This is a genomic window from Mycobacterium gordonae (assembly GCF_001417955.2).
GTDB lineage: Bacteria > Actinomycetota > Actinomycetes > Mycobacteriales > Mycobacteriaceae > Mycobacterium > Mycobacterium gordonae_B.
In genome coordinates this window covers 1-25,185 of record NZ_LKTM01000381.1, presented here as the reverse complement: position 1 = coordinate 25,185, position 25,185 = coordinate 1, and the positions used below count along the sequence as shown (strand labels likewise).

The following is a 25,185-nucleotide window of genomic DNA, read 5'->3' as shown; positions in this document are numbered from 1 at the left end:
GACTTGCAGGGAGTGAACTTCTTCGGCAATACGGGTAGCAACAATTTTGGTGTCGGGTTGACCGGTGATCATCAGGTGGGGTTCGGGGCGTTCAATTCGGGGTCGGGGAATGTGGGGTTGTTCAATTCGGGGACTGGGAATGTCGGGTTCTTCAATTCCGGGACGGGGAACTACGGGATCGGGAACTCGGGGTCGTTCAACACCGGGATCGGGAACTCCGGGACGGCGAACACCGGGGTGTTCAACGCCGGTGGCTTCAACACCGGCTGGGCCAATGCGGGTAGCTACAACAGCGGCGGGTTCAACGCCGGTGATTTCAATTCCGGGTCCTTTAACCCCGGTGATGTCAACACCGGGGGGTTCAACACCGGGGACACCAACACCGGGTGGGCCAACACCGGCGACCTCGATACCGGGGCGTTCATCTCGGGCAACCAGAGCAACGGCCTGTTGTGGCGCGGTGACCGCCAGGGCCTGATCCAGGCCGACTACACCCTGACCATCCCCGACATCCCCCTGACCCTTGGCGGCGGTGGATTGATCAAGTTGCCGGTTACCGGGAACATCGCCGGGCTCACCATCAACCCGTTCACAATTCACGCTGTGAACGGCGGCGCGATTCCGGTGAACTTCGACATCGTGGTCGACGCCCAAACCGACGGCTTCGACCTGGTGATCCCGCTGCCCGACCCGTTCCGAACGTCCACATTCCGGTCTCGGGCCTCCCGATCAGCTTGCAGATTCCATTGCGCTCTGCGCTCGACCCAATCCAGGTGCCGGAGATCAGACTCGCCACAATTCCGCTTGACCTCACCGTCGGCAGCGACACTACTTTCCTCACCGTCGGTCTCGCCGGAGGGAGCGGTCCGATCGCCGTGCCGGTGTCCCGACTGCTTGCAATGGCCGGCATCGGCAACTCGACCACCGCCCCGTCGTCGGGCTTCTTCAACTCCGGCGGCGGCGGCACATCCGGATTCGGCAACATCGGTGACACCATCTCCGGCATCTTCAACGTCGGCTCGCATATCTCCGGCTTCGAGAACTACGGCGGCGAACTGCTGTCCGGCCTGACCAACCTGGGCAGCGCCATGTCCGGTATCGGCAACACCAGCAGCCTGGACATCGCGGTAGCCGGCCTCATCTCCGGCATCGGGAACGCCGGCACCCGACTGTCCGGTCTGTTCCTGCAAGGCAGCGTGCCCTAGCCCGGGCGCGACAAGTAGGGTTTCCCCAGCAAAGTAGGGCTCCCGGGGGAGGAGTCCCATGGGGAAGGAACAGCGCACATGGCATTCCTGGACAAAGCCAAAGACCTGCTCGCGCAGAATGCCGACAAGGTCGAGACGGCGATCACCAAGGCCGGCGAGTTCGTCGACGACAAGACACAGGGCAAGTACTCCGACACCATCCACAAGGTGCAGGAGGAAGCCAGAAAGATCGTCGACACCGGCGGCCAGCAGAGCTGACGACATGGCGAAACTCTCCGGATCAATCGATGTGCCGCTGCCGCCGGAACAGGCCTGGACACACGCCTCCGACCTGAACCGGTACCGGGAGTGGCTGACCATCCATAAGGTCTGGCGTAGCAAGCTGCCCGACGTGCTCGAGAAGGGCACCGTCATCGAGTCCTACGTCGAGGTCAAGGGCATGCCCAACCGCATCAGGTGGACGATCGTGCGTTACAAGCCCCCGGAAGGCATGACGCTCAACGGCGACGGCGTGGGCGGGGTCAAGGTGAAACTGATGGCCAAAGTCGCGCCTAAAGAGCAGGGTTCCGTCGTCAGCTTCGACGTGCATCTCGGCGGGCCGGCGTTGTTCGGGCCGATCGGCATGGTCGTCGCCGCCGCGTTACGAAGCGATATCCGCGAATCCCTGCAGAACTTCGTCAGGGTGTTCGCCCGCCCTGACCCGCGGACGAACGGCGACAGCGTCCTGGATCGCTGAGCTGACTGGTCGGTGCCGATGACATTCCGGCTCAGGCCGAGTCGATATCGAGGTACCCACCGACCAAGGAGGACCTTGTGCCAATCCGTGACGACGCGCCGCTGGGCGCCCCCTGCTGGATCGACCTGACCACATCCGACGTCGACCGTGCGCAAGATTTCTATGGAACCGTCTTCGGATGGACGTTCGAGTCTGCCGGCCCGGACTACGGCGGCTACATCAACGCCGCCAAAGAAGGCCGTGCCGTCGCCGGGTTGATGGCAAACAATCCGGAGTGGCAGGCTCCCGACAACTGGGCCACCTACTTCCACACCGCCGACATCGATGCGGCGGTCTCGGCAATCACCGCGGCCGGCGGCTCAGGTTGCATGCAGCCCATGGAGGTTCCCGACAAGGGCTTCATGGCGGTGGCCACCGATCCGTCCGGTGCCGCCTTCGGTCTGTGGCAGCCGTTGCAGCACCGCGGTTTTGAGGTGACGGGCGAAGCCGGTGTACCCGTCTGGCATCAGTTGACGACGCATGATTACCGCGCCGCCGTTGACTTCTACCGCGAGGTGTTCGGGTGGCGCACCGAGCAGGTCGGCGACACCGATGAATTCCGTTACACCACAGGCTGGTTCGGCGACCAACAATTGCTCGGCGTGATGGACGGAGCGGGATTCCTACCCGAGGGTGTGCCGTCGCAGTGGAACATCTTCTTCGGCGCCGAAAATGTCGACAAGACGCTGCAGGTGATCACCGACAACGGTGGCGCGGTGCTACGCGAGGCCGAGGACACCCCCTACGGGCGGCTGGCCGCGGCCGCCGATCCGACGGGAGTCGCCTTCAACTTGTCGTCGCTTCAGGACTGAGGCGCTGCCTCGACTAACCTCGCAACCATGACCCGCCACCTGCGTCCCGGTTGGCTGGTGGCGCTGTTCGCCACGGCGGTGCTGGCCAGCGCCTGGATGCCCTGGCTGGCGACCAAGGTCAACGGTGGTGGCTGGGCGAACGCCATCGGTGGCACCCACGGGAGCCTGGAGCTGCCTCGTGGCTTCGGCGCCGGTCAACTGATCGTGTTGCTGTCGTCGACGCTGCTGGTGGCCGGCGCGATGGTGGGCCGCGGACTCTCGGTGCGGGCGGCGTCGATTGCCGCGCTGGTCATTTCGCTGCTGATCGGCGCGCTCATGGTGCTGTATTACCAGCGCAACGTCAATGCGCCGGTATCGGCCGAATACGGGTTGTACGTGGGGGCGGTCGCCGCCGGGTGCGCGGTGCTGTGTGCGCTGTGGGCGGTGGCGACCGCTGCGTTGGGCAGAGGGCGCTAGAACGTAGGCGTCGTCCGTCTAAGGTTTCCCTGCCGGTGTACGCAGACGACAAAGGCGGGATTACTGATGGTCAAGATTCATGTGGAGCGGACGATCAGGGCTTCGCCCGAACGAATCTTCGGTTGGCTGTCGGATCCCGCTAACTTGACCGCGGCGCCTCTGATTCTCAAGGCCGGTTGGGCGAAGAACTCACCAGGCCATGGCGCCGGCGCACTGCGGGAGGCGATCGCCACAGGCATGTGGCTTCGAGAAGAAATCACTGCATATGATCCACCGCGCGGTTACTCGTATCGGATCGTTCGGTCCTTCCCTGTCTTCGACCATCAGGGCGGCACTCTGACGTTCACCCCCGAAGCAGAAGGAACTCACGTCAGCTGGTTGACGGAATACACCCATCCTGTTCGCGCGGGCGGCAAGGCAATGGAGGCCGTCACCTCCCGTCTGTTCCCCTGGAACTTCCGGGCGATTCTCGACCGATGCGCGAGTGCCTTGGAGGAGTAGCGTCCGGCGGCGGCAGCCGCAGGTTCGATGGCCGCAAACCGCGAACAAGCACGGCGAAACGCGTATCAGTTCGAGGGGAACTCGTGCGTGCCGGAGGCCGAACTACCCTCCGGCTCGTTGACGCCGTAGACGAAGGGCGCGAACACGACCTCGCGGCCGTCGGGGTCCCGGTAGGTGACCGCGCCCACCGCGGCCCAGTAGGGGTGCTGCTCGACACGCGGACACGACGCCGCCTCCAGGCGCGCGATCGCCGCCTGTTGGGATTGCTGATCCGGGAAGTACAGGCACAGCTGTTCATGCGGGTCCACCGCGACGGGCTCGACCGACTCGACGATCTCCATCGTCAGATTCCAGCTGGGCAGCCCGAAGATGGCGCCGTTGCTGCCATAGCTGTCGCCGAAGGTCTCGTGCAGGGGCAGCCCTACCAGTTCGCGGTAGAACTGGACCGTCTCGGCGAAGTTCGATGAGCGTCGGGCGAATCGGATGGAGCCGATCGACGCCAACGACAGGGGCCAGTGCGTCGTGCGGTGCTTGCCCATGCGTCTACAGCCCCACGGCGTCTGCCGCCGTCTCGGCCCGATCCCACCGCCTCAACTCCGTGCCGGGCACCCAGGTCGAATGGGTACCACTGCAAATGCGTTCCGGCAGTGCCAGTTTGCACACCGGACCGTCCCCGACCCGGGCGGCGTCGAACACCAGGCAGTACGACGCGTCCGCGTTCATGTCGGTCGTCAGGGTCACCAGGTAGCCGTCGTCTTCCGCGCCGCTGCCGCCCGTCCGGGGCGCCATCGCGGTCTCACTGCCGTAGACGCCTTCGCCGAATGAGTACCGCTCCTCGCCGCCGGTGAGCAGATCGTGTTTGACCAGTCCGTCGAACAGGAACCAGCCGGGCTTGCCGCTGGCGGCATACACGTAGCGGTAGGGCGACGTCACGTAGTCCGCGTTGACCATGCCGAACTCGGTGATGGAGTCCGACAGCTGCTCTTCCTTGACCGCACCGGTAATTAGGTTGAACCGCCACCGGTGCAATCGGGCCTGCATCCGGTCCAGCGCCAGGAACCGAAACAGCTTCTCCCACTTGCCAGCTGGACCCGCACCGCTTTCCATAGGTTGCGGCGCGCCCTCGTAGAAACCGTCCAGCACGATTTCGTCGCCGTCCTCGTAGGCGTTGGTGAAGTGCAACACGAAAGTCGGGTCCGCCTCGAACCAACGGATATCGGCGCTCGAACCGCGGCGCGGAATCACCGCGAAGCGGGACGGCATGTCCGGGTAGAAGCGTGGCAGGTGCACCTTGTGCTCGAGCAGTCGCGGATCCCAGAAGAGCGGGAAATCATTGAGAATGGCGTAGTTTTCGGTGAACGCCATGTCATGGGGCAGCCGGGGCCCGGGCAGTGGGATGTCGACGTAGTGGGCCAGATCATTGTTCTCGTCGACTACGCCGTAATGCATGTACGGGTCCTGCTTGCTGTAGTTGAAGAACAACAGCTCGCCGGTCTGGTTGTCCACCTTGGGATGTGCGGATACACCCCAGTCGACCGGAAAGCCGCCGTTCCAGCTCTCCTTGCCCAGCGTGGTGCCCGAATAGGGATCCACCCGATACAGGTCGCCGCACTGGTAGAAACTGGTCAACGCGACCCCGCGGTGCACGATGACATCGGTGCTGGACGCGTCTTTCATCAATTCGCGTGCGCCCCAGCCTTTGTCGCGTTTGGCGAACTCAACCGGCTCGGCCAGTCCGGGCCATAGCGGTTCACCCGCTTCATTTTCGGCCAGGAAACCGTCGGTCTGAACGAACCGGTTGCGGTAAAACGCCTTCCCGTCGCGGAAACCCACCACGTGCAGCATGCCGTCGCCGTCGAACGGGTGGTAGGTCTTGAACGCCGGATGCAGCGGGTTCTCGGTGTTCCGCAGATAGATGCCGTCCAGATCCGACGGAACCTCACCCTCCACCGCGGTCAGGTCGTCAGCTTTCCACTCCGTGGTCTGCGGACGCCACGGGCCGGTGCGGTAGGGGTGGTCGTCATCCTCGGGGAGGGTCGACAGGTACTTGCCAATCACCTCGACATCCATGTCACATTCCTCGCGTAGTGCTGACAACGAAACTGACCGTGGTGGCGGTACTGCCGCCGAAGTTCAACGTGCCGAAGGTCTTCGCGCCGTCCACCTGGTAGTCGCCGGCCGCGTCACTGACCTGCTTGGCCGCGTCGAGCAACATGCGAACTCCCGACGCCCCGACCGGATGGCCGCCGCCGATCAGGCCGCCACTGGGGTTGATCGGCAACCGACCGCCGATTTCGATCTCGCCGTTCTCGATGGCCTTCCACGATTCCCCGGGCCCGGTCAGACCGATGTGGTCGATGGCGAGGTACTCGCTGGGGGTGAAGCAGTCATGCACCTCGAACCCGTCCACGTCGTCCAGGGTCACGTCGGCACGCCGCAATGCGTCGAGCACCGCGGCGCGCACGTGGGGCAACACGTACGGGTCGTCGCTCGAGCGGTCCAGCTTCTGACGCAAGCCCAACCCGACGGTGCGATGCCCCCAACCGTCGATGCGACCGACCGGTCGCGCATCGGGGTGATCGCGCAGATAGGCGTCGTTGACCAGGACCACTCCGGCACCGCCGTCGGTCATCTGGCTGCAGTCCAGCCGACGCAACCGGCCCTCGGTGATCGGGTTGGTTTCGTCGTCGTCGGTGATGGGGTCCGGCACCGTCCAGGTGCGCGTCTGGGCGTTCGGATTACGGCGCGCGTTGGCGTAATTGACCGCGGCGATCGCCCGCAGATGGGTGTCGTCCAATCCGTAGCGCCGGTCGTACTCGTCGGCGACCTCCGCGAACATCGACGGCCACAGGTAACGCGCGCCGTCTCCCTCGTGCCCGGTCCAGGCCGCCGCCCCCAGATACTGCGCGGCGGTGTCGCCGGGCACGGTCTTCTCCAGTTCCAGGCCCACGACGAGCGCGCTGTCGTAAGCCCCCGACCGCAGATCGGCCATCGCGGCCAGCGCCGACACACTTCCCGACGCGCACGCCGCCTCGTGGCGTGAGGCGGGCTTGTCCCAGAGGTCACCGCAGACCGTGGCCGGCATTGCCCCCAGATGTCCTTGTGTGGCGAACATCTCACCGAAGGCGTTGCCGACATGGACAACTCCGATGGCCGCCGCGTCCACCCGGGCAGCCGCCAGCGTGCCGTCCACCACTTCGGCGGTCAGGGCCGCGAAGTCGCGCCCCTCCCGGGTGAGATTGCGAGCGAAGTCACTTTGATAGCCACCCAGAATCCAGATGCCAGCAGTCGAGCCACCCATACGCGGCACGGTACTCCCAGGTCGGACACCGCATCACGGCATATCGGGGTGAGCCGGGATCATGATCGGAAAAGGCCCGAAATAAAGCGGTCCCGTCGGCTCTCGGGCTGAACCGACGGGACCTGGGTGGGCATATAGGCCGGCCGATACGCCCACCTCCGTTGTCACATTGCCATCCTCGGCCGATGGCAAACATCTCTTCTTGACAACATCCGGCCCCTCGCGGCGAAAGCTTCGCCGAACTGTTGAAACGCGAAGAACATTGGGGCGGAGCAACTGTTGACAAAAATTTCTACACTGCCGCTGTGATTTATTGCGGACGGTTGCCCGTCGGACCCGGGCCGGGGGGCGGCGGCTGCTGGATCACCACGACCGTGGGTTTGCGCTTGGGCTGGCCGTCGTCCTCGGCCGCGGCGTCCGTACTCGCCGGACCGGCGCCCGTGCTGCCGCGGCCCGCCATGCTCGCCAGAGCCATGCCACCCAGCATGGCCGCCGGCGCCGCGCCCAGGTTCGTCGGCGCGGGGCCGACGCCGGCGCCCGTGCTCGGCAGTGACTCGACCGCCAGCCGGATCTCCGGAGCGGCCACCGTCCAGCTGTGCGGGACCGTCAACGCTCCTACCAGAGCGGCCTGACCCACGCCGGCGCTCGGCGCAACCCCGCCCACGCTCGGCCCAGCATCCTGGTGCGACCCGAGCGGGGTGCCTCCGGTGGGCTCTACCGCGTCGTCGCCCGGAGTCTTGCTGGTGCTCCCGTAACCGAAGATCCACGGCCGGGCGGTGTTCACGGCGGACAGCGACAGGCTGGCGGTCGCGGTGATCGCGATATACGCGGCCGCGATGTCCAGGTCACCGATCGGGGTGGGGATGGCGGCGGCGGTCGCCGTCGTCACGGTGGAAGCCGGCGATATCAGAGCCGCCAGGCCCTGCAGTGTCTGCGCAGACATCGACGAGATCAGATCCAGCGCTGGTTGTCCGCTCACCGCGGCCGCCGCGGCCGCCGGACCCGCCGGGTCGGCGGCCTGGGCCGGTGCGGTGAACGGGAGCAGTGTCGAGGCCGTCTCGGACGAGGCCGCGTAGGCGAACATGGCGGCGGCATCCTGAGCCCACATCTCGGCGTATTCGGCCTGCCACGCTTCGATCGCGGGGCTGTTCTGGCCCAGCAGGTTCGTCGCGGCCAGCGACATCAACTGCTCGCGATTGGCCGTGATCAAGGGCGGCGGCACCGTCATCGCATAGGCGGTCTCATACGCCCCGGCGGCAATACGCGCCTGGGCTGCGGTTCGCTCGGCCCGCATCGCGGCCGCACTCAGCCAAGCCGCATACGGTGTGGCCGCGGCAGCCATGGACGCCGACGCGGGGCCGAACCATGACTCGACCGCGAGGCCGGCGATCACCGTCCCGTACGACACCGCCGCGGAGTTCAGCACCGCGGCTACACCATCCCAGGCGTTGGCGGCGGCCAGCATCGAACCCGCCCCTGGACCCATATACATCCGGGCCGAATTAACCTCCGGCGGCAACAGCCCGAAGTCGGTACCCAACCCGATTCCTACCGTGCCGAGAGCGCATTGGCGGCCTCGGTGACCGCGTAGGAGCCGGCGCTGGCAGCCAATGTGCTGATGAAAAACTCGTGGACCATCGCAGCCTGAGCGCTCATTGCCTGGTAGGTCTGGGCGTGCCCGTTGAATCGCGCGGCGGTCAGCACTGAGACCTCGTCAGCGGCAGCCGGAACTACTCCGGTGGTGGGCGCGTGGGCGGCATTGTTCTGAGTGGCGACCGCAGACCCGATCCCCCGCAGGGTGCCGGCTGCCGACGCCAACGTCTCCGGATGGGTGACGACAAACGACATCCGCGTCTCCTTTGACCGATGGCCGAACCGAAGTGCCTGTGCCCCAGGGGGATTGGATATCACACCGGTGATGACCAATTCCGGGGGCCGGCACGTGCTAGCTGCAGGTTACTGCTTCGGTGACCTAACGGTTCAAGTTTGACCGCGATGTTCTCAAAGAAATCGACCGGCGGGGACGTGACGCGGTCAGGGAAGCGGCGGGGCCGGGGGAGCCGACAGGGCCGGGGGAGCGTCCAGGGTCGACGGCGGGGCGAGGGTGGTCAGCGGGGTGAGAGTAGTCGTGGGGGCCGACGTGGTGTCGTTCATCGAGGTCGCCTGTTGGCTTCCCGAGTCCAACCCCAGGGTTGCCGTCAGCGCGATGGCGGTCGCCGCGAAGGCGGTATAGATGCCGACGTATTTGATCGTGGGGCTTGTCATGACACTTCTCCTTGAGTGATTCGCAATACGAATCCCGAATATCCGTATTACGGATCACCATAATCGCTCAGCCGGACCGGGGCAAGCCCTCGCCGATGGGTCAGGCGGTCGATTCGATGCCCAGGGCGACGGTCAGTTCCAGTACGGTCCGGGGCTCGCCCAGTTGGTCGCCGTACAGCTCGCGCAGCTGACTCATCCGGTAACGGACCGTCTGAGCGTGAATGAAGAGATCGGCCGCCACGGCGTCGCGCCGGCCCTGATGCAGCACCCAAGAGCGCAGGGTTTCGGTGAGCCGGTCGGCCGTGTTGGGCGGCAGGCCGGCCAGCGGCGCCAGCACTCGGGCCCGCAGGTCGTCGGCAGCCTCCCGGTCGGCGCCGAGCACGAGTTCGACGAGATGGTCGTCGGTGTCGACGGCGCTGTCGGCTTCGGCCGGCAACAGGTCCCGGGCGCGCAGAGCGCGTTGGTAGGACGTCCGGACGTCCATCCACGGACGGGCCGGGCCTACCAGAGCCTTTCTGGCGCCCAGCGTCGACAGCAACTGGCGCCGTGCGGTGCCGGCCACGTCGGGGACCAGCAGGACTGCGAGCGCCTCCGCCGCGTCCACACCGGGTAGATCTTCGGCCAATTGCAGCGTGGACTGCCCGAATTGCGCTGCCAAACCCCGGGTTTGCGTCAACGGCACCAGCACTGCGGTAAGCGTGTCTGGCGGCTGCCAGCCGGCCTGCTCGGCCGCGGCGGTCAGCGTTGCCGCGGCCTCCCCGGCCAGCAGATCCTGGCTCAACCGGTCGAGGTAACGCTGCCGGACCCGGCCCGTGGTGGCCAGCTCGTCTGCGTGGCCGGACACGCTGGACGCTGACAACTCGTCGATGTAGGCGAACACCAACTCGGCGAACCTCGCAATGGTCGACGCGGGGAGTCCCGCTGCGACGGCGGTTGCCGACAGTTCCTGCCAGGCGACCTGAGCTCCCACCCGATAGGCCGCCAGCAGCGCATCAATCGTCCGGCCCTGACGCGCTTCGCCGCGCCCGAGTTCATAGGCACCGTCGACGGCCTGCAGCAGGGACGTCCCGGGATCGGTGTCCCGGGGTCGGGTCGCCAGTCGCAGGAACACGCCCAGCGACGTCTGCACCGCATTCTCGATGATCTGGCCCATCCGCCCGCTGAAGGCGTCGGCATAACTCGGTACCGCCACCGTGATCGCGGTCACTGTTCGCTCTGCCATCCCCGGAAGGATGGACTCCAACGCCCTGACCACGGGTTCGTCGAGCTGCAAGCCGCTCAGTCGAAGCGACGAATCGGCCAAATCTATTCCTCTCGAACAAATTGAGCCCATATTTTTGCACGGACAGGTCAAGACTTTACATCCGGTGACAACGAGGATGGGGTCATGACAACAGTGGCTACCCGACCCAATGTCGTCGGCGCATTGCGCGAGCGCGTGCTGAAGTTTGCCGAGCGGGTAACGACGCCGTTGGTTCCCAACGACTACCTCGACATCATCGATCCGCTGCGGTCCGGCTCCGACTTGCGCGGGCGCATCGTCGCTATCCACCCTGAGACCCGCGACGCCGCCACCGTGGTGATCCGGCCTGGACGGGGCTGGCGCCCCCATGTGCCGGGCCAGTACGTGCGCATCGGCGTGGACGTGGACGGGGTCCGTCAGTGGCGGGCCTACTCGCTGACCTCCAAGACCCAGCGCCGGGACGGTTGCATCGCGGTCACCGTGAAGGCGATCCCCGATGGCGTGGTCAGCAACTACCTGGTTCGGCGCGCCACCGTCGGGACCGTGATTCAGCTGGACCAGGCCGCGGGTGAGTTCACCCTGGGCGACCAGGTGCCGGCGAAGGTGCTGTTCGTCACGGCGGGCAGCGGCATCACCCCGGTGATGGGGATGTTGCGCAACATGGCAGGTCTAGCCGGGCCGGCCACGGACGTCGTGGTGGTGCACTCCGCGCCCACCGCAGACGACGTCATATTCGGTTGGGAACTGCGCATGCTGGCCCGGGAGGGCCGAATCCGTCTGGTGGAGAAGCACACTGACGCCGACGGCATGCTCGACGTGACGCGCCTGGCCGACCTGGTCCCCGACCTGGCCGAACGCGAAACGTGGGCATGCGGGCCGGCCGGCCTGCTTGACGCGATCGAACACAGCTGGGCCGCAGACGGCATCGCCGACCTGCTGCACATCGAGCGCTTCCGCCCGGCCGTCATCACCGCCGGCGAAGGTGGCACCGTGACGTTCGCCAAGAGCGGCAGCGTCGTGGAAGCCGACGGATCCCAGACGCTGCTGGACACCGGAGAGTCCGCCGGGGTGTTGATGCCGTCGGGTTGCCGGATGGGCGTCTGCTTCGGGTGCGTCGTGCCGTTGCGTCAGGGCGCGGTGCGCGACCTGCGCAACGGCGAAGTCACCACTGCCAACCCGGGCGACAACGTACAAATTCAGACCTGCGTGTCCGCTGCTGCGGGTGCCTGCGAGCTCGACCTCTGAGGAGCCGAAATGACTGCTACACAACCGAACCCGACCGCCCACCTGTCCGACGAGGACATCGAGAACCTGGGGCGTGAACTGGACGCGATCCGCGAGAACGTACTGGCCGGCCGCGGCGAGCGCGACGCCGCGTACATCCGCGCCGTCATCGACGGCCAGCGCCGTCTGGAGCTGGCCAGTCGCGCGGTCCTGCTGTTCTCCCTGTTCCCGCCGGCGTGGCTGATCGGCACCGCCGGACTGTCGATCTCGAAGATCGTGGAAAACATGGAGATCGGCCACAATGTGATGCACGGCCAGTGGGACTGGATGCGGGACCCGAAGATCCACTCCACCACCTGGGAATGGGACAACGCCTCGCCATCGGAGATGTGGAAGCACTCGCATAATGAGGTCCACCACACCTACACCAATGTCCTTGGCAAGGACCATGACTTGGGGTACGGGATCATGCGGGTCGACGAAGATCAACGCTGGAAGCCATTTTATCTGGCGCAGCCGCTGTGGAATTTTATCAATGCCTGCCTTTTTCAATACGGAATCGCCGCATACGATCTCGAAATCGGGAAGTATTTGCAGGGCCGTAGCGATAAAGAACAATTCCGGCAGCAGGGCAAGAAGGTGCTGGCCAAAGTGCGCAAGCACGTGATGCGCGACTACGTGCTGCACCCACTGCTGTCGGGTCCCTCGGCCGTCACGACGGTGACCGCGAACCTCACCGCAAACCTCGTCCGTAACCTGTGGACCCACTCGGTGATCATGTGCGGGCACTTCCCCGAGGGCGTCCAGACCTACGAGAAGACCTCTATCGAGGGTGAGACCCGCGGTCAGTGGTACCTGCGGCAGATGCTCGGGTCGGCCAATATTTCAGGAAATGCCTTCCTGCACTTCATGAGTGGCAACCTCTCGTTTCAGATCGAGCATCACCTGTATCCGGATCTGCCGAGCAACCGGTATCAGGAGATCGCACCGAAGGTGCAGGAGTTGTTCGAGCGGTACGGGTTGACCTACACCACCGGTTCGCTGCCACGCCAGGTCGCCTCGGCGTGGAAGAAGGTCTTCCGGCTGTCGCTGCCCAACGACTTCGGACGCAAGGCGTCGGAAGCCATGCAGCCGTCGGCCATCCGCGAGGTGATTTTCGCCCGGCCGCGTCGGGAAGCCCAAGCCGCTTGAGCGGGACATCCCCGCGTCAATTAATTCAGGCCAAATTCCGATTTTTGGTTAACGGGCCGTTTACCGAAGGTTGTTTGACCGAAAGCGATTAGGTCACAACTCACGTGGGTATCTGACGACAATGCAATGGTGGATGCAACCTGCCGAGGAAGGCGGGCCGCTCCCCCGCTGGGTTGTCCTCGGGTACAGCGCCGTGCTCGCGTTGACGGCGGGGTTCGTCAACGCCGTGGCCATCTTGTTGCTGGCGTTTCCTGTCGCAAATGTGACGGCAGCCACGACCCAGCTCGGGATGAACACGGCCAATCCCTGGCTCTACGAAGGGCACCTGCTGGCTGCCATCATCTTCGGGTTCCTGTTCGGGGCGGCGATCGCGGGGGCGGTGCTGGCGCCGACGCGCGCGCAGGCCGGCCCGCGGCATGCCGCGCTGTTGATCTTCGAGGCGACACTGCTGGGTCTGGCGGCGGCCGGCCTGGAAGACACCCCGGTCAGGGCGCTGCTGTCCACGCTCGGGATGGAGCAACCCATCCTGCAGGCAGTCTGCGCCGCGACGGCGCTCGGCATGCAGAACGGGTTGACGTCGAGCTTTCGCGGGATGGCTGTGCGGACTACCCACTTCACCGGCACCATCACCGACCTGGGCCTGATGCTCGGCCGCAGCCGCGAGCACGGCTTGGAGAAGTGGAAGGGCACGGTGCTCACGGTGACGTTCGTCCTGTTCCTGGCAGGCGGCGTGATCGGTCTGCTCGTCGGTTCGCGGCTGGGCGGGTGGGCGCTGGTGATTCCCGCCGTCACATGCCTGGCCGTGGCGGCCGGTTGCCTGCTGCACACCCGTAATCGCCGCGACGAATCGGAGGATGCGAGCGCGGAGTCCGTGCACGCCTGACCCGACGCGCCGAGCGTGCACTGGCGGCGGCTTTTCGCCGGAATTCACGCCGTGAGTTCACGTTCGGCGAGGTGATGGCGTTTCCTCGGTGCCGGGTTCGTAGGAAAGCTGCGCCCAGTCGCGAAACTGCATGATCGCAGATTCGCCTTGGGCCAGTTTGGGCCGGTCGCGGTAGATCTTGTTCTCCCAGATGGGAATGTCCTGTTCGATCTGCTTGCAGAAGTCGCGCGCGAATCCCTCTCCCATCCTGGTCATTTCACCCGTATCGGGGTCGAGGGCCACGAAGAACGTGTATCGCGCCTCGACGTATTCACCGTCAACAGGCGTGACCGTCAGGATGGTGCACGAGCGCCCCAGGCCGCGGTGCCGCACCACGTCGACACCCATCCCGAACAGCTCGGAGTCGACCGCGCCCGAGACCGGTCCGCGTGGTGTCTCGAAGTTCACCTCGGCGATGGCGCGAAACAGGTGCCCGTCCTGCTCGACATCGAGTGCCCCGAATGCCGAGACCCCGTGCACCGTGGCGAAATGGGCTATGTCGACGGTGTTTTCGAACACCTCCTGTGGGTGTGAGCGAAACCTCCACCGCGCGTCATCGGGGGCATAGAAGGCGAAAGCCGCATCGTCGCTTTCGGGTATCTTGGGCAGCTCCCACTCAGGATCCCCGCCGCGCTGGGCGTACCAGACGAAGATGATGCCGGCACGTTCAACGGTGTGCCAGCTGCGGAGTTTGGCAGTCGGGTTGGGCCGCTTGGTATATGGGATGGCGACGTTGCTCCCGGCGCCGTCGAAGGACCAGCCGTGGAAGGGGCATACGACACAGTCCTCGCGCACCGAGCCGCCGACTCCGATGTCGGCGCCCAGATGTGGGCAGTACGCGTCGAGGACGTAGGCGGTGCCGGAGTCGCCCCGGTAGCAGATCAACTGGCGGTCGAAGTAGTGCAGGTTGATCACGTCACCCCGGCCGACCTCGTGGCTGTAGGCGACCTGAAACCATCCGTTGGGATAGTCCGCGAAGGGAAACCGCTGCGGCATGGTGGGACCCTTCCGGCCGGTGACTCAATTTTCCTATAATAGTAAATTAAGCCACCGGGTGGGGTCCCGCGGTCAGGGCCGGCAGGTCAACAGGGGGATGCACTGCAGCCCCGGCGGCCACGGCGGCGGAAAGCCTTCGATGATCGTCGAATCGGTCACCGGGCTGTTCTCGTCGAAGTACCAGGCATGGCAGACGCTGCGATCCCAGTTGGGCATGTTTTTGAGTTCAGGCGAGCCTGGGCACCACTGGTAGGCGCAGCGGTTGGTCTGGCTGGGCGGCGAGTTCGGGTCCGGGCACACCATGGGGGAGGGGTCGGCGCCGGCAGTGGCCTGTGTCACCCCTAGGCCCAGGCTCGCGGCAGCGGCTGCCAGCACCGCCCAGGTCGACATGCGCTTCAACGTGACGTGCATCAGTGATTCCTCCTTGCGCGGTTGGCTATGGGGCCAGCTTGGCCGCGCGTGCATGCCGAATCTTCGCGTGATTCTTGCGATTTTCTTGCCCAGTCAGGTGTCAGGGACGCCTTTCTCTCCCCTCCGCTCCTCTCACCTCGCCGAGCGTGACGTGAGGGTGGGTTCCCGGCCGGATTTCATCCCTCAGATCACGCTCGGCGCGGTTGTCGGCGCATCGCGGTCCCCGACTCGCTCGCAAAACGATCTCCGCGCCGAGCGTGACGTCAGGGATCAACCGAAACAACTGTCAAGCATCAGCCGAAACACTGTCAGGCATCACCCGAAACAGAAACGTCAAGCATCAACCGACGTCATACACGCAAAAAGTGCCCCCGGCAGGATTCGAACCTGGCGCAGCAAGCGGCGTAGCGGTGTATTCTGAACTGTGATTTCTGTAGCTTGACCTGCGGTTTCAGCTCTTTGTCACGCCCGGCAGTATATGACATTGCCGGACATGTCGCTACAGTCTTGTGTGTTCGTATGTTGTGCAACCAGTCAGGGGTTGTATGTCCACGAAGCGTCAAAACCGACGCGGCTTCGGTCGGATACGCAAGGAACGCTCAGGCCGCTACAGCGCCGCCTACATAGGGCCTGATGGTGCACTCCATCGCGCCCCGCGCACCTATGCCGTCAAATCCGACGCCGAGGGGTGGCTTGCCGTCGAGCGACGCAAGATCGATCTCGAAACATGGGGCGCGGTTGAACGCTCAGACGGCATCACCTTGCGCACCTACTCAGACGGATGGATCAAGCAGCGCGGTCTACGTGAACGGACCCGCGCGCATTACGAGTCGATGCTTGAGCGGTTGATCCTGCCCGAGCTTGGCGACATGAAGTTGGTGACGCTGACGCCGGCCAAGGTGCGCCAGTGGCACTCCGGGCTGGGCTCGGATCATCCGACTCGCAACGCACATGCTTACGCGCTCCTGCACGCCATTTGCGCGACAGCCGTACAGGACGAGGTGCTTGACGCGAACCCCTGTCGTATCCGTGCGGCCATGCAAACCAAGCGGAAACGGGAGATCGACATTCTGACCCCGGCCGAGCTGGACCGGCTGGCGTCGAAAATGCCGCTTCGGTTACGCGCGAGCGTGGTACTCGCGGCATGGTGTGGCCTGCGATGGGGGGAGACCTCCGAACTGCGCAGAGCCGACGTGAGTGCGGATTGCACGGTCCTGCATGTGCGCCGAGCGGTCACCTACCGAGCGGGCAGTTTCACAGTTGGCCAGCCCAAGACATCGGCGGGCGTCCGTGATGTTGCAATCCCTCCACATATCCGTCCAATTATCAAGGGGCACTTAAAATTTCATGTAGGCAAGGCGGCTGATTCCTTGCTTTTCCCGATGGAAGATGGTCGGCATCACATGCACGGTGACAACTACCGGACGCACTGGGAGAAAGCCCGCGCGGCAATCGGAAAACCCAACCTGCGCGTCCACGATTTGCGGCACGTCGGCGCCGTGCTTGCGGCTCAGAGTGGTGCTACGACAGCGGAATTGATGCACCGCCTTGGGCACACGACCCCGCAAATGGCGCTGAGGTACCAGCACGTCGCCGAAGGGCGTGATGCGGAAATCGCCGAACGACTGTCGAGACTGGCGACCGGCGCGCCCACTGGGTGACAAAGATCACATACCGATCTAAACCCTTTGCCCTGCTGAGTCATTTGACTCACCCCGTTTTGTACAGCCGCCACGCTTCTGTCCAAGAAGCAAGCGCCGAATACGCTAGCAGGGCGCCGAAGCTTGTTTGAATACTTTGGAATATCTGTTACCGGCGTTGACGAGTCCTTAGCTGCTTTATGACAGTTGACCGGTCCTGTCAGTACAGGCGATACGCACTGCATTGCGGCCATATCTAGACATATGTACCTTCAACGCTCATCAGGTGTGTAGACGCACCTACCGGATTACGTTGAGAGGCATATGAAGTGGCCACCCGCAGAAAGCCCGCTGTAGCCGAAGTCAGGGACGAACCGGCACCCGAATTGATACCTCTGCCGGAAGCTGCACGCCGCTGTCGGGTGAGTGATCGGACTTTCCGGCGCTACATCAGCACCGGCCTCATCAATGCAACTCGGATCGGTCCAAGGTTGTTAATGATCGATCCGCGCGAACTTGCAAAGCTGTACCAGCCGGTCGGTAGTGGCTCGTGATTTCTAGCTGAGTCATAAGACTCAAGCATTTTCAAATCCGGCTGCGCAAGTAAATACCCCAGAGGCGAGACCCGCTGATCCGCCCCTGGGGTCCATCATGGGAGATGTCACATGAATTGTAGCAGCGATGCCGAAGCCTAATCAGCTTCCTTGGGAAGACGAGCCGTACGAAGACCCCCAAGCGGCAACTGAAAGGGCAATTGCTAGCGCTGAATGGGCCACTCCTGGCCACCAGACTACGACGGCTCAGCGCAATTATGCTGAGAAAGCTTTCCGGCGTGAGATAGCCGATCTGGAAGCGCAAACTAGGGGCACCCGTAATCACACGCTGAATAAAGCGGCCTACAACCTGGCGCAGCTCGTTGCGGCCGGCGCCTTGGACGAGAGAGAGGTTCGACAAGCCCTGTTCGATGCCTGCAGAGAAAACGGGCACATTGACGACGGAGAGCGAATGGTGCTCGGCACCATCGAATCCGGTTTCGAAGCGGGACTGAGACAACCCCGCGACCTGTCCCATGTCGCCAACTGCAGTGCGGTCCTCCCCAGTGATGATGAGCCGAAAACGAGGTCCACGCTGTCGATCCCCGATATCGAGTCGGGATTTTGGACCAAGCGAGACTCGCTGCAGGCGGTCTATCTCGGTGCACTGGCGCGAATGTGCTCACCATGGGCAGTGTTGGCACATTGTGCGGCAAGGGCGTTGGCCTTGGTCCGGCCCAACGCGGTGCTGCCACCTCTGATTGGTGGGCCGGGATCGCTGAACTGGTATGCCGCAGTGGCCGGAAAGAGTGGAAGCACAAAATCGTCGTCAATGAAGGCGGCTCGGGAACTAGTCCCAGATCTGGTGATGACACGCAACCTGGGTAGTGGCGAAGGTCTGATAGACGCTTACGTGAGACCGGCCAACAAAGAGACCGGAGAGCCCCGGGGTCTACACGAATCGATCATGTTCCTGGTTGACGAGATCGATGAGCTGAAAGCTCTACTCACACGCAGCGGATCAACCCTGTCCAGCATCCTGCGCAGCGCCTTTACTGCCGAAGGGTTGGGTTTCAGCTATCGCACGGCCAGTAGTCAGCACCTAGGGGCAGGAACCTACCGGTTGACCTTGGTGGCCAACGTTCAACCGGCCCGGGCCGGGGCACTGTTAGACGACCCCCACGGCGGCATGCTGCAGCGCTTCATGTGGTTTCCGAGCACAGATCCGCGACTGACCTTCGACACGCCCCTGATGCCTACTCCGCTGACGTTGCCGCCGCACTCGGCATGGCAGTACCCCCGCGAGCTGAAAGTGCCCTACATCGTCAAGCATCTCATCAAAGACACTCACTTAAAAAGCAACCGGGGGGAAGAAAGCCCACTCAACAGCCACGCTCTCTTTGCGCGAGAAAAGTTCGCATTTGCACTAGCAGTGCTTGACGGCCGCGACGAGATGACTGAAGAGGACTGGCGCCTGGCCGGGGTGGCCAGCCGGGTCAGTGAGCACACGCGCGAGTGGGTGATACAGGAATGGGAATCCGCCACAGAGGCTGAGTCCGTGCGCGAGGGAAAAAAGAATGGGCAGAAGCAGTTCGCCGCCAACCAGGAAAGATCGCACCAGGAGCGTGTGTTGCGGAACTCTCGGCGTCAGCAGATTATCGAGAAGATTGCCGCATGCGGCCACGCAGGGCTCACAAGGGACGAGTTGCTTCATAAGTTCCACAGCCGGTATCGGGACATGCTTGGTCCCCTATTCGACGGCATGGTCGAAGATGGGATCTTGGTTCGGAATTCACAAGACGAGCGACGATACGTGATGGCCGATGAAGACGAGTCATAGCAAATACGGGACATACGGGAAACGGGACATGCCATTGCAGTGATTTCCCGGTCCAACTCTCAACCTTCACTTTAGGCCTGCCTCAAGTAAAAGTGCGCTTACCAGCGAATATATGTTATCTATCTATTATGTTCTTTCGCGTCATACGCGAGCCCGAGCTTGGGGAGCAGAAAGTGTCCCGTGTCCCGTCCCGCCTGGCTAGCGAATCCACCTTGAGAGCCTGAGTCAGAATGACTCACCTGACGCCCCGGTGACGTGACACTAGGGAATGCAGGGGTGACACCACATCGTTTTACAGGGCAGATCCGCCGCTTTCGGTGGATACTGAAACAAAGTCCCAATTGGGCGACAACTAAAAAATACGGAGAACTCACATGATGCAAACGCGCCACCAGCCGGTCACTCATCTTCGCGCCAAATCTTCTGGACGCACGTGCCGAACCTGTCAGCGCCGAACACAAGCCCTAAGCGAATATCCCCAGTTCTGCCCCGCTTGTGGTGAGCCTGCGCTTTACTCAGCTGATCTTGATCGTTTTATTCATGCCGATGGGAGTAGGAATTCAGAATGTTGGGTGGTCACAATGGCAACAAGTCGGGTGGCGATGTGAGCGGGACACCGATGATCAGCGAGAAGTTTTATACTTTGGCCGAAGTTGCGGCCGAACTGGATTGCGGAACGCGGGAAATCATCCGCCGATGCAATGGCGCGGTTGTACGCGATGAATGCGGAATGCGGGTTCTGCCCGGCCAAGTCGTCCGCGAACTCGTTGAGCAGCGGGACGCCGCGGAAGCCGCATATCGGGAACGGCAGCGGCGGATTCGGGAGAATCCTGCGCCTCATCCGGTCCGTGAGCGAATTAAGGCGAGGAAAGCGCGAAAAATCGAATTTCCCGTCCTGACCGGGAGCATGGCAGAACGCGCTCGGTTGCAAGTAACCGCAACCGCCGATGATTCGGATCATTCGGACGTCCGGGAGCAGATGCAAGCTTCCGACAACCGCATGGAGGACTACATGCGGGGCGCACTGGTCTATCGCAAGGGTCCTGGCGCACGGAAGGACGGTTGACCCCGGCATGGCCGGCAGGGAACCGGCTGAGTTGCCCCCGAGCCCGGAATTATGTCTGCGCGCAATGGGTCACGCGGAGATGGCGCTACTCCTCATTGATTCGGCATTCGCACGTTCGCGCTCACGAAGTTCTCAACTCGCCGACCGAATCGTCGGGCATTCGATTCACTGTGGGTGCACCGACTGTTTCCGGTGGCGTTTCCCGGGCCAGTGGTGATGTCGCGATGAGACAGCTTGGCACAGGGCAATTGAAGGTGGCGGTACGAGCTGATGTGAACCGTGACTGCATCGTGGTGAAATTCGGAGCTTTCACATTCATATTCAGCCGTAAAGAAGCGTTGCGATTAACAGAGCAAATAATCGCGGCATTTGATGAATTGATGCAACGCAAGCACGGCATTGATATGAAAGCTCAAGTGGCACAATGACTTTCGCACCCGAATTAGCCTGTCGCACAATGCAATTCGCATTTTTTGATTCGACTTAGCCGCGAGGCCGTCTCGCGCCATATCTATTTACCATAAATAAACGCTAAAAAAGAAAAACAAAAAGCGAAAAGCAAAGAAACACAACAACATTCGACATTCGACCGGCTGCGAAAACCGTTGAAAGACAAGGAGATTGGGGCGATGTCAGCAATCCAGCTCGCAGCGGGTTACGTGCAACTTGCTGTCGAATACGATTCCGTTGCCGAGCAGATCAACAAGGAATTTTCCGAGGTTGAGCGTTCCGCCGACAAGACCGGTGGGCGGCTGAGCGAAGCTTTCGGCAAGGGCCGCAAGGTTCTCAAGGATTTGACCGGTGACCTGTCAGGCATCGGCGGATCTTCGAAGAAGGCGGCCGACGAGGTCGAGGCCAGCTCAAAGAAAATCGAAGGCTCTCTGACCAAGGCCGGCAAGCGCGGCGGCAAGGCGCTGGGTGATGAGATCAAAGAGGGTGCGAAGAAGGGCGCTAAGGATGCCGGCGAAGAGGTTGACCAGGAAATCGTTGACGCCATGGGTCGCGCAGGCGCCAAGATTGGTGAGGCCCTGCACAACGCCATCGGCTCCCATTTCGGTGACGACTGGGCAGACCGTATGCGAGACAAGGTGGGTGGCGTCATCAACGTCGCCCAACGCGGCGCTGACGCCATCGGCGGGGTTAATGACGCCGTAGTCGCCATGGGCGGCAATGGGCTCACTGTTGATGGCGTCATAGGCGGCTTGCAGTCGCTGCGCGGTATCAACCTCGGCGGTGTGGCGGGCAGTATTGGGGATGCGGCCAGGGCAGCGCGCGGTTTTGATCCCCGTAACCTCCATCTCGGCGCCGATTCCCTCAACGGCCTCAAAGGCGCGCTCAGCTCTATCGGCTCAGCTGATGTCAACGCCGCGCTGAACTCACTTCAAGGGAAAGATCTCGGCGGCGCGCTGACGGGTGTTGCCGATGCTCTCAACGCCATTGGCCAGGGCGGCGCTTCAAACGTCCTATCAGATCTCGCCACCAAAGCTGGAACCCTGCAGGACAATTTCAACAAAACCAAGGCCGCCATTGAAGGCACCAACACCAATCTGCTTACCCTAACGGGCAATTCGGGCAAGATCGCGGGTGGCCTCAGCGCCATCGCTGCCGCTGCTGGCCCGGTTGCCGCCACACTGGCCGGGCTCGATCAGTTCATGCCGGGATTCCACAACGCTTGGACAGGTGTTCGTGACCAGCTTCAGGGAAAGAAGGGCTTCCAACTCAACGACTGGTTTCACGTGGCCAACCCAGCCTTGGGGCTTGCCGATTTAGCGTTTGGCCGGGCCTTGCCCGGAGGGACTCCCCCGCCAAAAGCGTTGGCGCCCATGACTCAACAGCAAAAGGACGCTGCTGGCGCGTTGATCCTCCCGCCCGGTTTCGCTGACGGGAAGCTGCCCACTGAGGCGATGATCGCCCCCGGTGCCGGCAAGGGGTTGGTGCAGTGGGCGGAGGGCTCAACGGGCGGTGAGGCATTCATCCCCGTCAATGGTGGTCAGCGTTCGTTGGACATCTGGGCACAGACGGGCCACCTACTCGGCGTGTTCGATGACGGTGGATTCAACGGCGTCAACGCGCCGGCCATCGATCCGATGACGATGCGCTGGCTGAGCGCGATGCAGCGCGGGGCCATCGGCCCTCACGGCGAGCTGCCGATAGCGGGCGGTGGTGAGGGAGGATTGCAAGCCAACACAATTCGAGGCCGCCGCATCCTCTCAGCCCTGTTCCCGGAACTCACAGACATCGGTGGCTACCGGCAGGACGCCTTGCGCTGGCACCCGAGCGGGCTTGCGCTGGACTTGATGATCCCCGGTGGCGATACCAGTGGCGGCCGGAACCCTGCAGGGAAGGCGTTGGGTGACCAGATCAATGCCTTCATTCAGGCCAACGCGGGTGCGCTCGGGTCCGACTACACCATGTGGCAGACCCCTGAGGGCGGCGGGCACTACAACCACATTCACGCCAATTTCGGAGCATCGGGGTTTCCGCAACAGGGGCAACAATTCATGCTGCCCCCCGGCCTGCAAGGGATGCTCGCACAGGCCATGGGTCAGGGCGGGGTAATTCCATCCCTGGGCGGTATTAGTGGTCAGGCCGCTCTCGCGCCCCTGACAGGTGAATCACCTGACTCACCTATCCGCACTGAGGGTCTCATTCCAGCGGGAGCGGGCGGCACAGGCCAGGCGGGGTCCAGCTTCGCTTCAGGCCTCTACATGATGGGCGCCAGCGCCATCAACAACGTGATCGATCAGGCTATCTCGGCAGCGTCCAGCGCGGCCAGTATGGGCGCTAACGCGTTCGCTCCCGGCTCCGGTGGAGCGGCCGGCGCTGCAGCATCGACAGCCTTGGGTATCGGCGGGGACGCGGCCAAGAGATCGGTTGATTTCGGCTTCCAGATGGCCGGTATCTGGACCGATGCCTTGACCGAGATTCTGCTGCCGTTCGGCGTCCCCCGGCTCACTCAGACAGACCCCACGCAGTTCATTCCACAGTTGCCCGGCCAGCCGGTTGGGATCACTACTGGGGAGAAGGGTCAACTCGCTGAGGACACCAAAAACGCTGGTGGACAGCTAACCCCGGGTATGTCACCTGGTGGACCGGTGCAGCCCGGCCAAGTCGCTGGGGCTCAGCCTATTGGGGCGCCTGCAGCACAAGCTCAACCGGGAGGTCCGGGCCAGATGGCGTCGCCGTTCGCGGGAATGGCTGGCAACTCAGCGGGCGCGGGGGGCCTCGGGCAACTCGCTCCTGGACTGTCGGCCCCCACCCCGCCAACCGTGCAGCCCAATGGGCTCCCCGGAGCAGTCACTCCGTATCAGTCGCCAGACCCCATCAACATCGGTCCACAGAACCTCGGTGGCATGCTCGGCCTCTACGACGATGGCGGCTGGTTGATGCCGGGCCTGAACCTCAACCTGACCAAGCGCCCCGAGCCGGTGCTGAATCCCGAGCAGTTCGACAACATCGCGGCCATCGCACGCAAGCCGGTAGGGATGTTCGACCCGGCTTCGCAGGGCGGGGTTACCAATGACTTTTCCGTGGTGTTCAAAGACACGGTGGTCAAAGACGTTGACGAATTGACCCGCAAGGCCAACGACAGGCAGCAGTTGCAGCGGATGCGCTACGGGGGCCGGCCCCTGATGGGCACGAGGTAGTCGCGATGAAGTGGGTTGCCACCCATGTGGATGCTGTGGTTACCAAGACGAACGTTGACCGCGCTATGTTGACCATTGGCGGCCTGCAGGTAGTGATGACCCGCGCCGAAGCTATCGCGCTGGCCATGCAACTGGCTGACGTGGCTGAGCAGCTTGTCTCGCCGGGAACGCCGGGGATGGCCTGAAGCCAAGCTTCGAATCCGACGCGGCTTACAACCGGAATCTTCGCGAGTTGCGTGACTGCAGCGGAACGAACACACTAGTTTGAGCGTTGTGTCTAGCGTAAGGCCGCGTGGAAGCGGCGATGGGGCGTGACTCGACCGAAGCATCCGAACAAGGACCTTGAGAAGTTGCTCCGCGAAGCCGAAGACAAAGGCTGGCGCATCGAAAAACGGCCGAACAGGTATTTCAAGATGAAATGCCCTTGTGACAAGCTGCACATCAAGACGGTGAAGCTAACCCCTTCGAACCCCTACTATGAACTACATCTGCGCGGACAACTCAAACGCGCAACGTGCTGGGACGATTGAGAAGGGAGTGAAAATGTCCGAATGGTACGAGATCGAGATGAAGTTCACTCTCGGCGAAAACGATCCCGACGACCACGACAGCTTTGAAGCGTTTTTAGACTCCGTGACAGACGAACTAGCTAATAACGGCGTCGATGCTGACTACACAGCCACGGCGGCCGACCTGCGGGCTAGTTGGACGATTGAGGTTCCGGATGGCTCTGAGGCCTCACTCATCTCCGCATTGAAAGCGCTGAGCGCCGCTCTGTCAGCAGTGGGTTGCTTCGAAGACCCTGAGGCTCCGGCAGGCCACCCACAAGGGCATGAAGTGCTCGGTGCCCGCCGTTACGCCATGGCCTGACGACCGACAAGCACCCCGTCACGAAACAGAATGCCGGGGTGCCTGCTGGTGAGTCATCTGACTCACGTCTTCGCATTAGCGCATCCGCAAGCGGTTGACCCCCTCAACGATCAGTGCCACGAGGATTAAGACGACGAGCGCAAGCAGGATTCGGCCAGTGATGACCGCGAACGCGGCACACACAACCAGCATGACCGGCATGACTTTTGTGGCTCTTCGCAATTGAGGGTGTAGGGCGGTCAGCTGTTTTCGACTGGTGATCGGGGGGTCTGGTTGGCTGGGGGTGT

General features: G+C 63.1%; 25 protein-coding genes and 1 pseudogene. 16 read left to right on the top strand and 10 right to left on the bottom strand.

What is annotated here, in order from left to right:
* The 6 genes and pseudogenes from AO501_RS40935 to AO501_RS32790 form a co-directional block, all read left to right on the top strand.
* Positions 1-1,205: pseudogene (locus tag AO501_RS40935) on the top strand (PPE family protein); the annotation flags it as partial.
* A 78-nt stretch (positions 1,206-1,283) separates the two neighbouring features.
* Complete coding sequence (locus tag AO501_RS32810) at positions 1,284-1,463, top strand: antitoxin (RefSeq protein ID WP_055581736.1); 180 nt, start codon at positions 1,284-1,286, stop codon at positions 1,461-1,463.
* 4 nt (positions 1,464-1,467) lie between these two features.
* The gene (locus tag AO501_RS32805; protein WP_055581735.1) at positions 1,468-1,941 is read left to right on the top strand and encodes an SRPBCC family protein; all 474 of its coding nucleotides are present in this window, start codon (positions 1,468-1,470) and stop codon (positions 1,939-1,941) included.
* Positions 1,942-2,018: 77 nt separating this feature from the next.
* Positions 2,019-2,792, top strand: a complete 774-nt coding sequence (locus AO501_RS32800; RefSeq protein ID WP_055581734.1) for a VOC family protein — start codon at positions 2,019-2,021, stop codon at positions 2,790-2,792.
* 27 nt (positions 2,793-2,819) lie between these two features.
* Positions 2,820-3,248, top strand: coding sequence for a hypothetical protein (locus AO501_RS32795; protein ID WP_055581733.1), 429 nt, complete (start codon positions 2,820-2,822; stop codon positions 3,246-3,248).
* 66 nt (positions 3,249-3,314) lie between these two features.
* A complete protein-coding gene (locus AO501_RS32790) occupies positions 3,315-3,749 on the top strand; it encodes an SRPBCC family protein (RefSeq protein WP_055581732.1) in 435 nt (144 codons plus the stop codon).
* Positions 3,750-3,814: 65 nt separating this feature from the next.
* Here AO501_RS32790 and AO501_RS32785 read toward each other — a convergent pair whose 3' ends face one another.
* The 7 genes from AO501_RS32785 to AO501_RS32755 form a co-directional block, all read right to left on the bottom strand.
* A complete protein-coding gene (locus AO501_RS32785; protein WP_055581731.1) occupies positions 3,815-4,288 on the bottom strand; it encodes a glyoxalase/bleomycin resistance/dioxygenase family protein in 474 nt (157 codons plus the stop codon).
* Positions 4,289-4,292: 4 nt separating this feature from the next.
* A complete protein-coding gene (locus AO501_RS32780) occupies positions 4,293-5,819 on the bottom strand; it encodes a carotenoid oxygenase family protein (protein ID WP_055581730.1) in 1,527 nt (508 codons plus the stop codon).
* 1 nt (position 5,820) lies between these two features.
* On the bottom strand, positions 5,821-7,050 hold the full coding sequence (locus AO501_RS32775) for an acetyl-CoA acetyltransferase (protein WP_055581729.1): 1,230 nt from the start codon (positions 7,048-7,050) through the stop codon (positions 5,821-5,823).
* A 310-nt stretch (positions 7,051-7,360) separates the two neighbouring features.
* On the bottom strand, positions 7,361-8,590 hold the full coding sequence (locus AO501_RS32770) for a PPE family protein (protein ID WP_082658991.1): 1,230 nt from the start codon (positions 8,588-8,590) through the stop codon (positions 7,361-7,363).
* Between the two features lie 8 nt (positions 8,591-8,598).
* The gene (locus AO501_RS32765; RefSeq protein ID WP_055581728.1) at positions 8,599-8,898 is read right to left on the bottom strand and encodes a PE family protein; all 300 of its coding nucleotides are present in this window, start codon (positions 8,896-8,898) and stop codon (positions 8,599-8,601) included.
* Positions 8,899-9,084: 186 nt separating this feature from the next.
* Positions 9,085-9,315 carry a hypothetical protein gene (locus tag AO501_RS32760; protein WP_055581727.1) on the bottom strand — a complete coding sequence of 77 codons (231 nt, stop codon included), beginning with the start codon at positions 9,313-9,315 and terminating at the stop codon, positions 9,085-9,087.
* Positions 9,316-9,415: 100 nt separating this feature from the next.
* On the bottom strand, positions 9,416-10,537 hold the full coding sequence (locus tag AO501_RS32755; RefSeq protein ID WP_231752697.1) for a PucR family transcriptional regulator: 1,122 nt from the start codon (positions 10,535-10,537) through the stop codon (positions 9,416-9,418).
* Positions 10,538-10,702: 165 nt separating this feature from the next.
* Here AO501_RS32755 and AO501_RS32750 point away from each other — a divergent pair, with 165 nt between their 5' ends.
* From AO501_RS32750 to AO501_RS32740, 3 genes are all read left to right on the top strand, one after another.
* Positions 10,703-11,803 carry a ferredoxin reductase gene (locus AO501_RS32750; protein WP_055581725.1) on the top strand — a complete coding sequence of 367 codons (1,101 nt, stop codon included), beginning with the start codon at positions 10,703-10,705 and terminating at the stop codon, positions 11,801-11,803.
* A 9-nt stretch (positions 11,804-11,812) separates the two neighbouring features.
* Complete coding sequence (locus AO501_RS32745; protein WP_055581724.1) at positions 11,813-12,973, top strand: fatty acid desaturase family protein; 1,161 nt, start codon at positions 11,813-11,815, stop codon at positions 12,971-12,973.
* 133 nt (positions 12,974-13,106) lie between these two features.
* A complete protein-coding gene (locus tag AO501_RS32740; protein ID WP_371934997.1) occupies positions 13,107-13,856 on the top strand; it encodes a YoaK family protein in 750 nt (249 codons plus the stop codon).
* Positions 13,857-13,913: 57 nt separating this feature from the next.
* On the opposite strand, the gene AO501_RS32735 is transcribed toward AO501_RS32740, so the two are convergent.
* Both AO501_RS32735 and AO501_RS32730 read right to left on the bottom strand, forming a co-directional pair.
* Positions 13,914-14,891, bottom strand: coding sequence for a Rieske 2Fe-2S domain-containing protein (locus AO501_RS32735; protein ID WP_055581722.1), 978 nt, complete (start codon positions 14,889-14,891; stop codon positions 13,914-13,916).
* A 72-nt stretch (positions 14,892-14,963) separates the two neighbouring features.
* The gene (locus AO501_RS32730) at positions 14,964-15,302 is read right to left on the bottom strand and encodes a hypothetical protein (RefSeq protein WP_055581721.1); all 339 of its coding nucleotides are present in this window, start codon (positions 15,300-15,302) and stop codon (positions 14,964-14,966) included.
* Positions 15,303-15,847: 545 nt separating this feature from the next.
* Between AO501_RS32730 and AO501_RS32725 the strand changes: the two genes are divergently transcribed.
* From AO501_RS32725 to AO501_RS32700, 7 genes are all read left to right on the top strand, one after another.
* On the top strand, positions 15,848-16,963 hold the full coding sequence (locus tag AO501_RS32725; protein WP_055581720.1) for a tyrosine-type recombinase/integrase: 1,116 nt from the start codon (positions 15,848-15,850) through the stop codon (positions 16,961-16,963).
* A 660-nt stretch (positions 16,964-17,623) separates the two neighbouring features.
* Positions 17,624-19,315 carry a DNA primase gene (locus AO501_RS37590; protein WP_156452912.1) on the top strand — a complete coding sequence of 564 codons (1,692 nt, stop codon included), beginning with the start codon at positions 17,624-17,626 and terminating at the stop codon, positions 19,313-19,315.
* A gap of 565 nt (positions 19,316-19,880) precedes the next feature.
* Entirely contained in the window at positions 19,881-20,381 is a 501-nt protein-coding gene (locus AO501_RS32715) for a hypothetical protein (RefSeq protein ID WP_055581718.1), read from the top strand.
* A gap of 170 nt (positions 20,382-20,551) precedes the next feature.
* Entirely contained in the window at positions 20,552-20,809 is a 258-nt protein-coding gene (locus AO501_RS37585) for a hypothetical protein (RefSeq protein ID WP_156452911.1), read from the top strand.
* A 201-nt stretch (positions 20,810-21,010) separates the two neighbouring features.
* A complete protein-coding gene (locus tag AO501_RS32710; RefSeq protein ID WP_156452910.1) occupies positions 21,011-24,028 on the top strand; it encodes a hypothetical protein in 3,018 nt (1,005 codons plus the stop codon).
* A gap of 5 nt (positions 24,029-24,033) precedes the next feature.
* The gene (locus AO501_RS32705) at positions 24,034-24,213 is read left to right on the top strand and encodes a hypothetical protein (protein WP_055581716.1); all 180 of its coding nucleotides are present in this window, start codon (positions 24,034-24,036) and stop codon (positions 24,211-24,213) included.
* A 358-nt stretch (positions 24,214-24,571) separates the two neighbouring features.
* Positions 24,572-24,898 (top strand): hypothetical protein, encoded by a 327-nt coding sequence (locus AO501_RS32700; protein ID WP_082658990.1) that lies wholly within the window; start codon positions 24,572-24,574, stop codon positions 24,896-24,898.
* Between the two features lie 75 nt (positions 24,899-24,973).
* Here the strand turns inward: AO501_RS32700 and AO501_RS39895 are convergent.
* Positions 24,974-25,185: hypothetical protein (locus AO501_RS39895; RefSeq protein ID WP_231752696.1), on the bottom strand; the 212-nt coding region annotated here is incomplete at its 5' end.

What these genes read in the sequence shown, in the direction of transcription:
- AO501_RS32810 (WP_055581736.1), top strand. Translation starts at nt 1,284, where the DNA reads ATGGCATTCCTGGACAAAGCCAAAGACCTGCTCGCGCAGAATGCCGAC.
- AO501_RS32805 (WP_055581735.1), top strand. Translation starts at nt 1,468, where the DNA reads ATGGCGAAACTCTCCGGATCAATCGATGTGCCGCTGCCGCCGGAACAG.
- AO501_RS32795 (WP_055581733.1), top strand. Translation starts at nt 2,820, where the DNA reads ATGACCCGCCACCTGCGTCCCGGTTGGCTGGTGGCGCTGTTCGCCACG.
- AO501_RS32790 (WP_055581732.1), top strand. Translation starts at nt 3,315, where the DNA reads ATGGTCAAGATTCATGTGGAGCGGACGATCAGGGCTTCGCCCGAACGA.
- AO501_RS32785 (WP_055581731.1), bottom strand. Translation starts at nt 4,288, where the DNA reads ATGGGCAAGCACCGCACGACGCACTGGCCCCTGTCGTTGGCGTCGATC.
- AO501_RS32780 (WP_055581730.1), bottom strand. Translation starts at nt 5,819, where the DNA reads ATGGATGTCGAGGTGATTGGCAAGTACCTGTCGACCCTCCCCGAGGAT.
- AO501_RS32775 (WP_055581729.1), bottom strand. Translation starts at nt 7,050, where the DNA reads ATGGGTGGCTCGACTGCTGGCATCTGGATTCTGGGTGGCTATCAAAGT.
- AO501_RS32765 (WP_055581728.1), bottom strand. Translation starts at nt 8,898, where the DNA reads ATGTCGTTTGTCGTCACCCATCCGGAGACGTTGGCGTCGGCAGCCGGC.
- AO501_RS32760 (WP_055581727.1), bottom strand. Translation starts at nt 9,315, where the DNA reads ATGACAAGCCCCACGATCAAATACGTCGGCATCTATACCGCCTTCGCG.
- AO501_RS32755 (WP_231752697.1), bottom strand. Translation starts at nt 10,537, where the DNA reads ATGGCAGAGCGAACAGTGACCGCGATCACGGTGGCGGTACCGAGTTAT.
- AO501_RS32750 (WP_055581725.1), top strand. Translation starts at nt 10,703, where the DNA reads ATGACAACAGTGGCTACCCGACCCAATGTCGTCGGCGCATTGCGCGAG.
- AO501_RS32745 (WP_055581724.1), top strand. Translation starts at nt 11,813, where the DNA reads ATGACTGCTACACAACCGAACCCGACCGCCCACCTGTCCGACGAGGAC.
- AO501_RS32740 (WP_371934997.1), top strand. Translation starts at nt 13,107, where the DNA reads ATGCAACCTGCCGAGGAAGGCGGGCCGCTCCCCCGCTGGGTTGTCCTC.
- AO501_RS32735 (WP_055581722.1), bottom strand. Translation starts at nt 14,891, where the DNA reads ATGCCGCAGCGGTTTCCCTTCGCGGACTATCCCAACGGATGGTTTCAG.
- AO501_RS32730 (WP_055581721.1), bottom strand. Translation starts at nt 15,302, where the DNA reads ATGCACGTCACGTTGAAGCGCATGTCGACCTGGGCGGTGCTGGCAGCC.
- AO501_RS32725 (WP_055581720.1), top strand. Translation starts at nt 15,848, where the DNA reads ATGTCCACGAAGCGTCAAAACCGACGCGGCTTCGGTCGGATACGCAAG.
- AO501_RS37590 (WP_156452912.1), top strand. Translation starts at nt 17,624, where the DNA reads ATGCCGAAGCCTAATCAGCTTCCTTGGGAAGACGAGCCGTACGAAGAC.
- AO501_RS32715 (WP_055581718.1), top strand. Translation starts at nt 19,881, where the DNA reads ATGTTGGGTGGTCACAATGGCAACAAGTCGGGTGGCGATGTGAGCGGG.
- AO501_RS32710 (WP_156452910.1), top strand. Translation starts at nt 21,011, where the DNA reads ATGTCAGCAATCCAGCTCGCAGCGGGTTACGTGCAACTTGCTGTCGAA.
- AO501_RS32705 (WP_055581716.1), top strand. Translation starts at nt 24,034, where the DNA reads ATGAAGTGGGTTGCCACCCATGTGGATGCTGTGGTTACCAAGACGAAC.
- AO501_RS32700 (WP_082658990.1), top strand. Translation starts at nt 24,572, where the DNA reads ATGTCCGAATGGTACGAGATCGAGATGAAGTTCACTCTCGGCGAAAAC.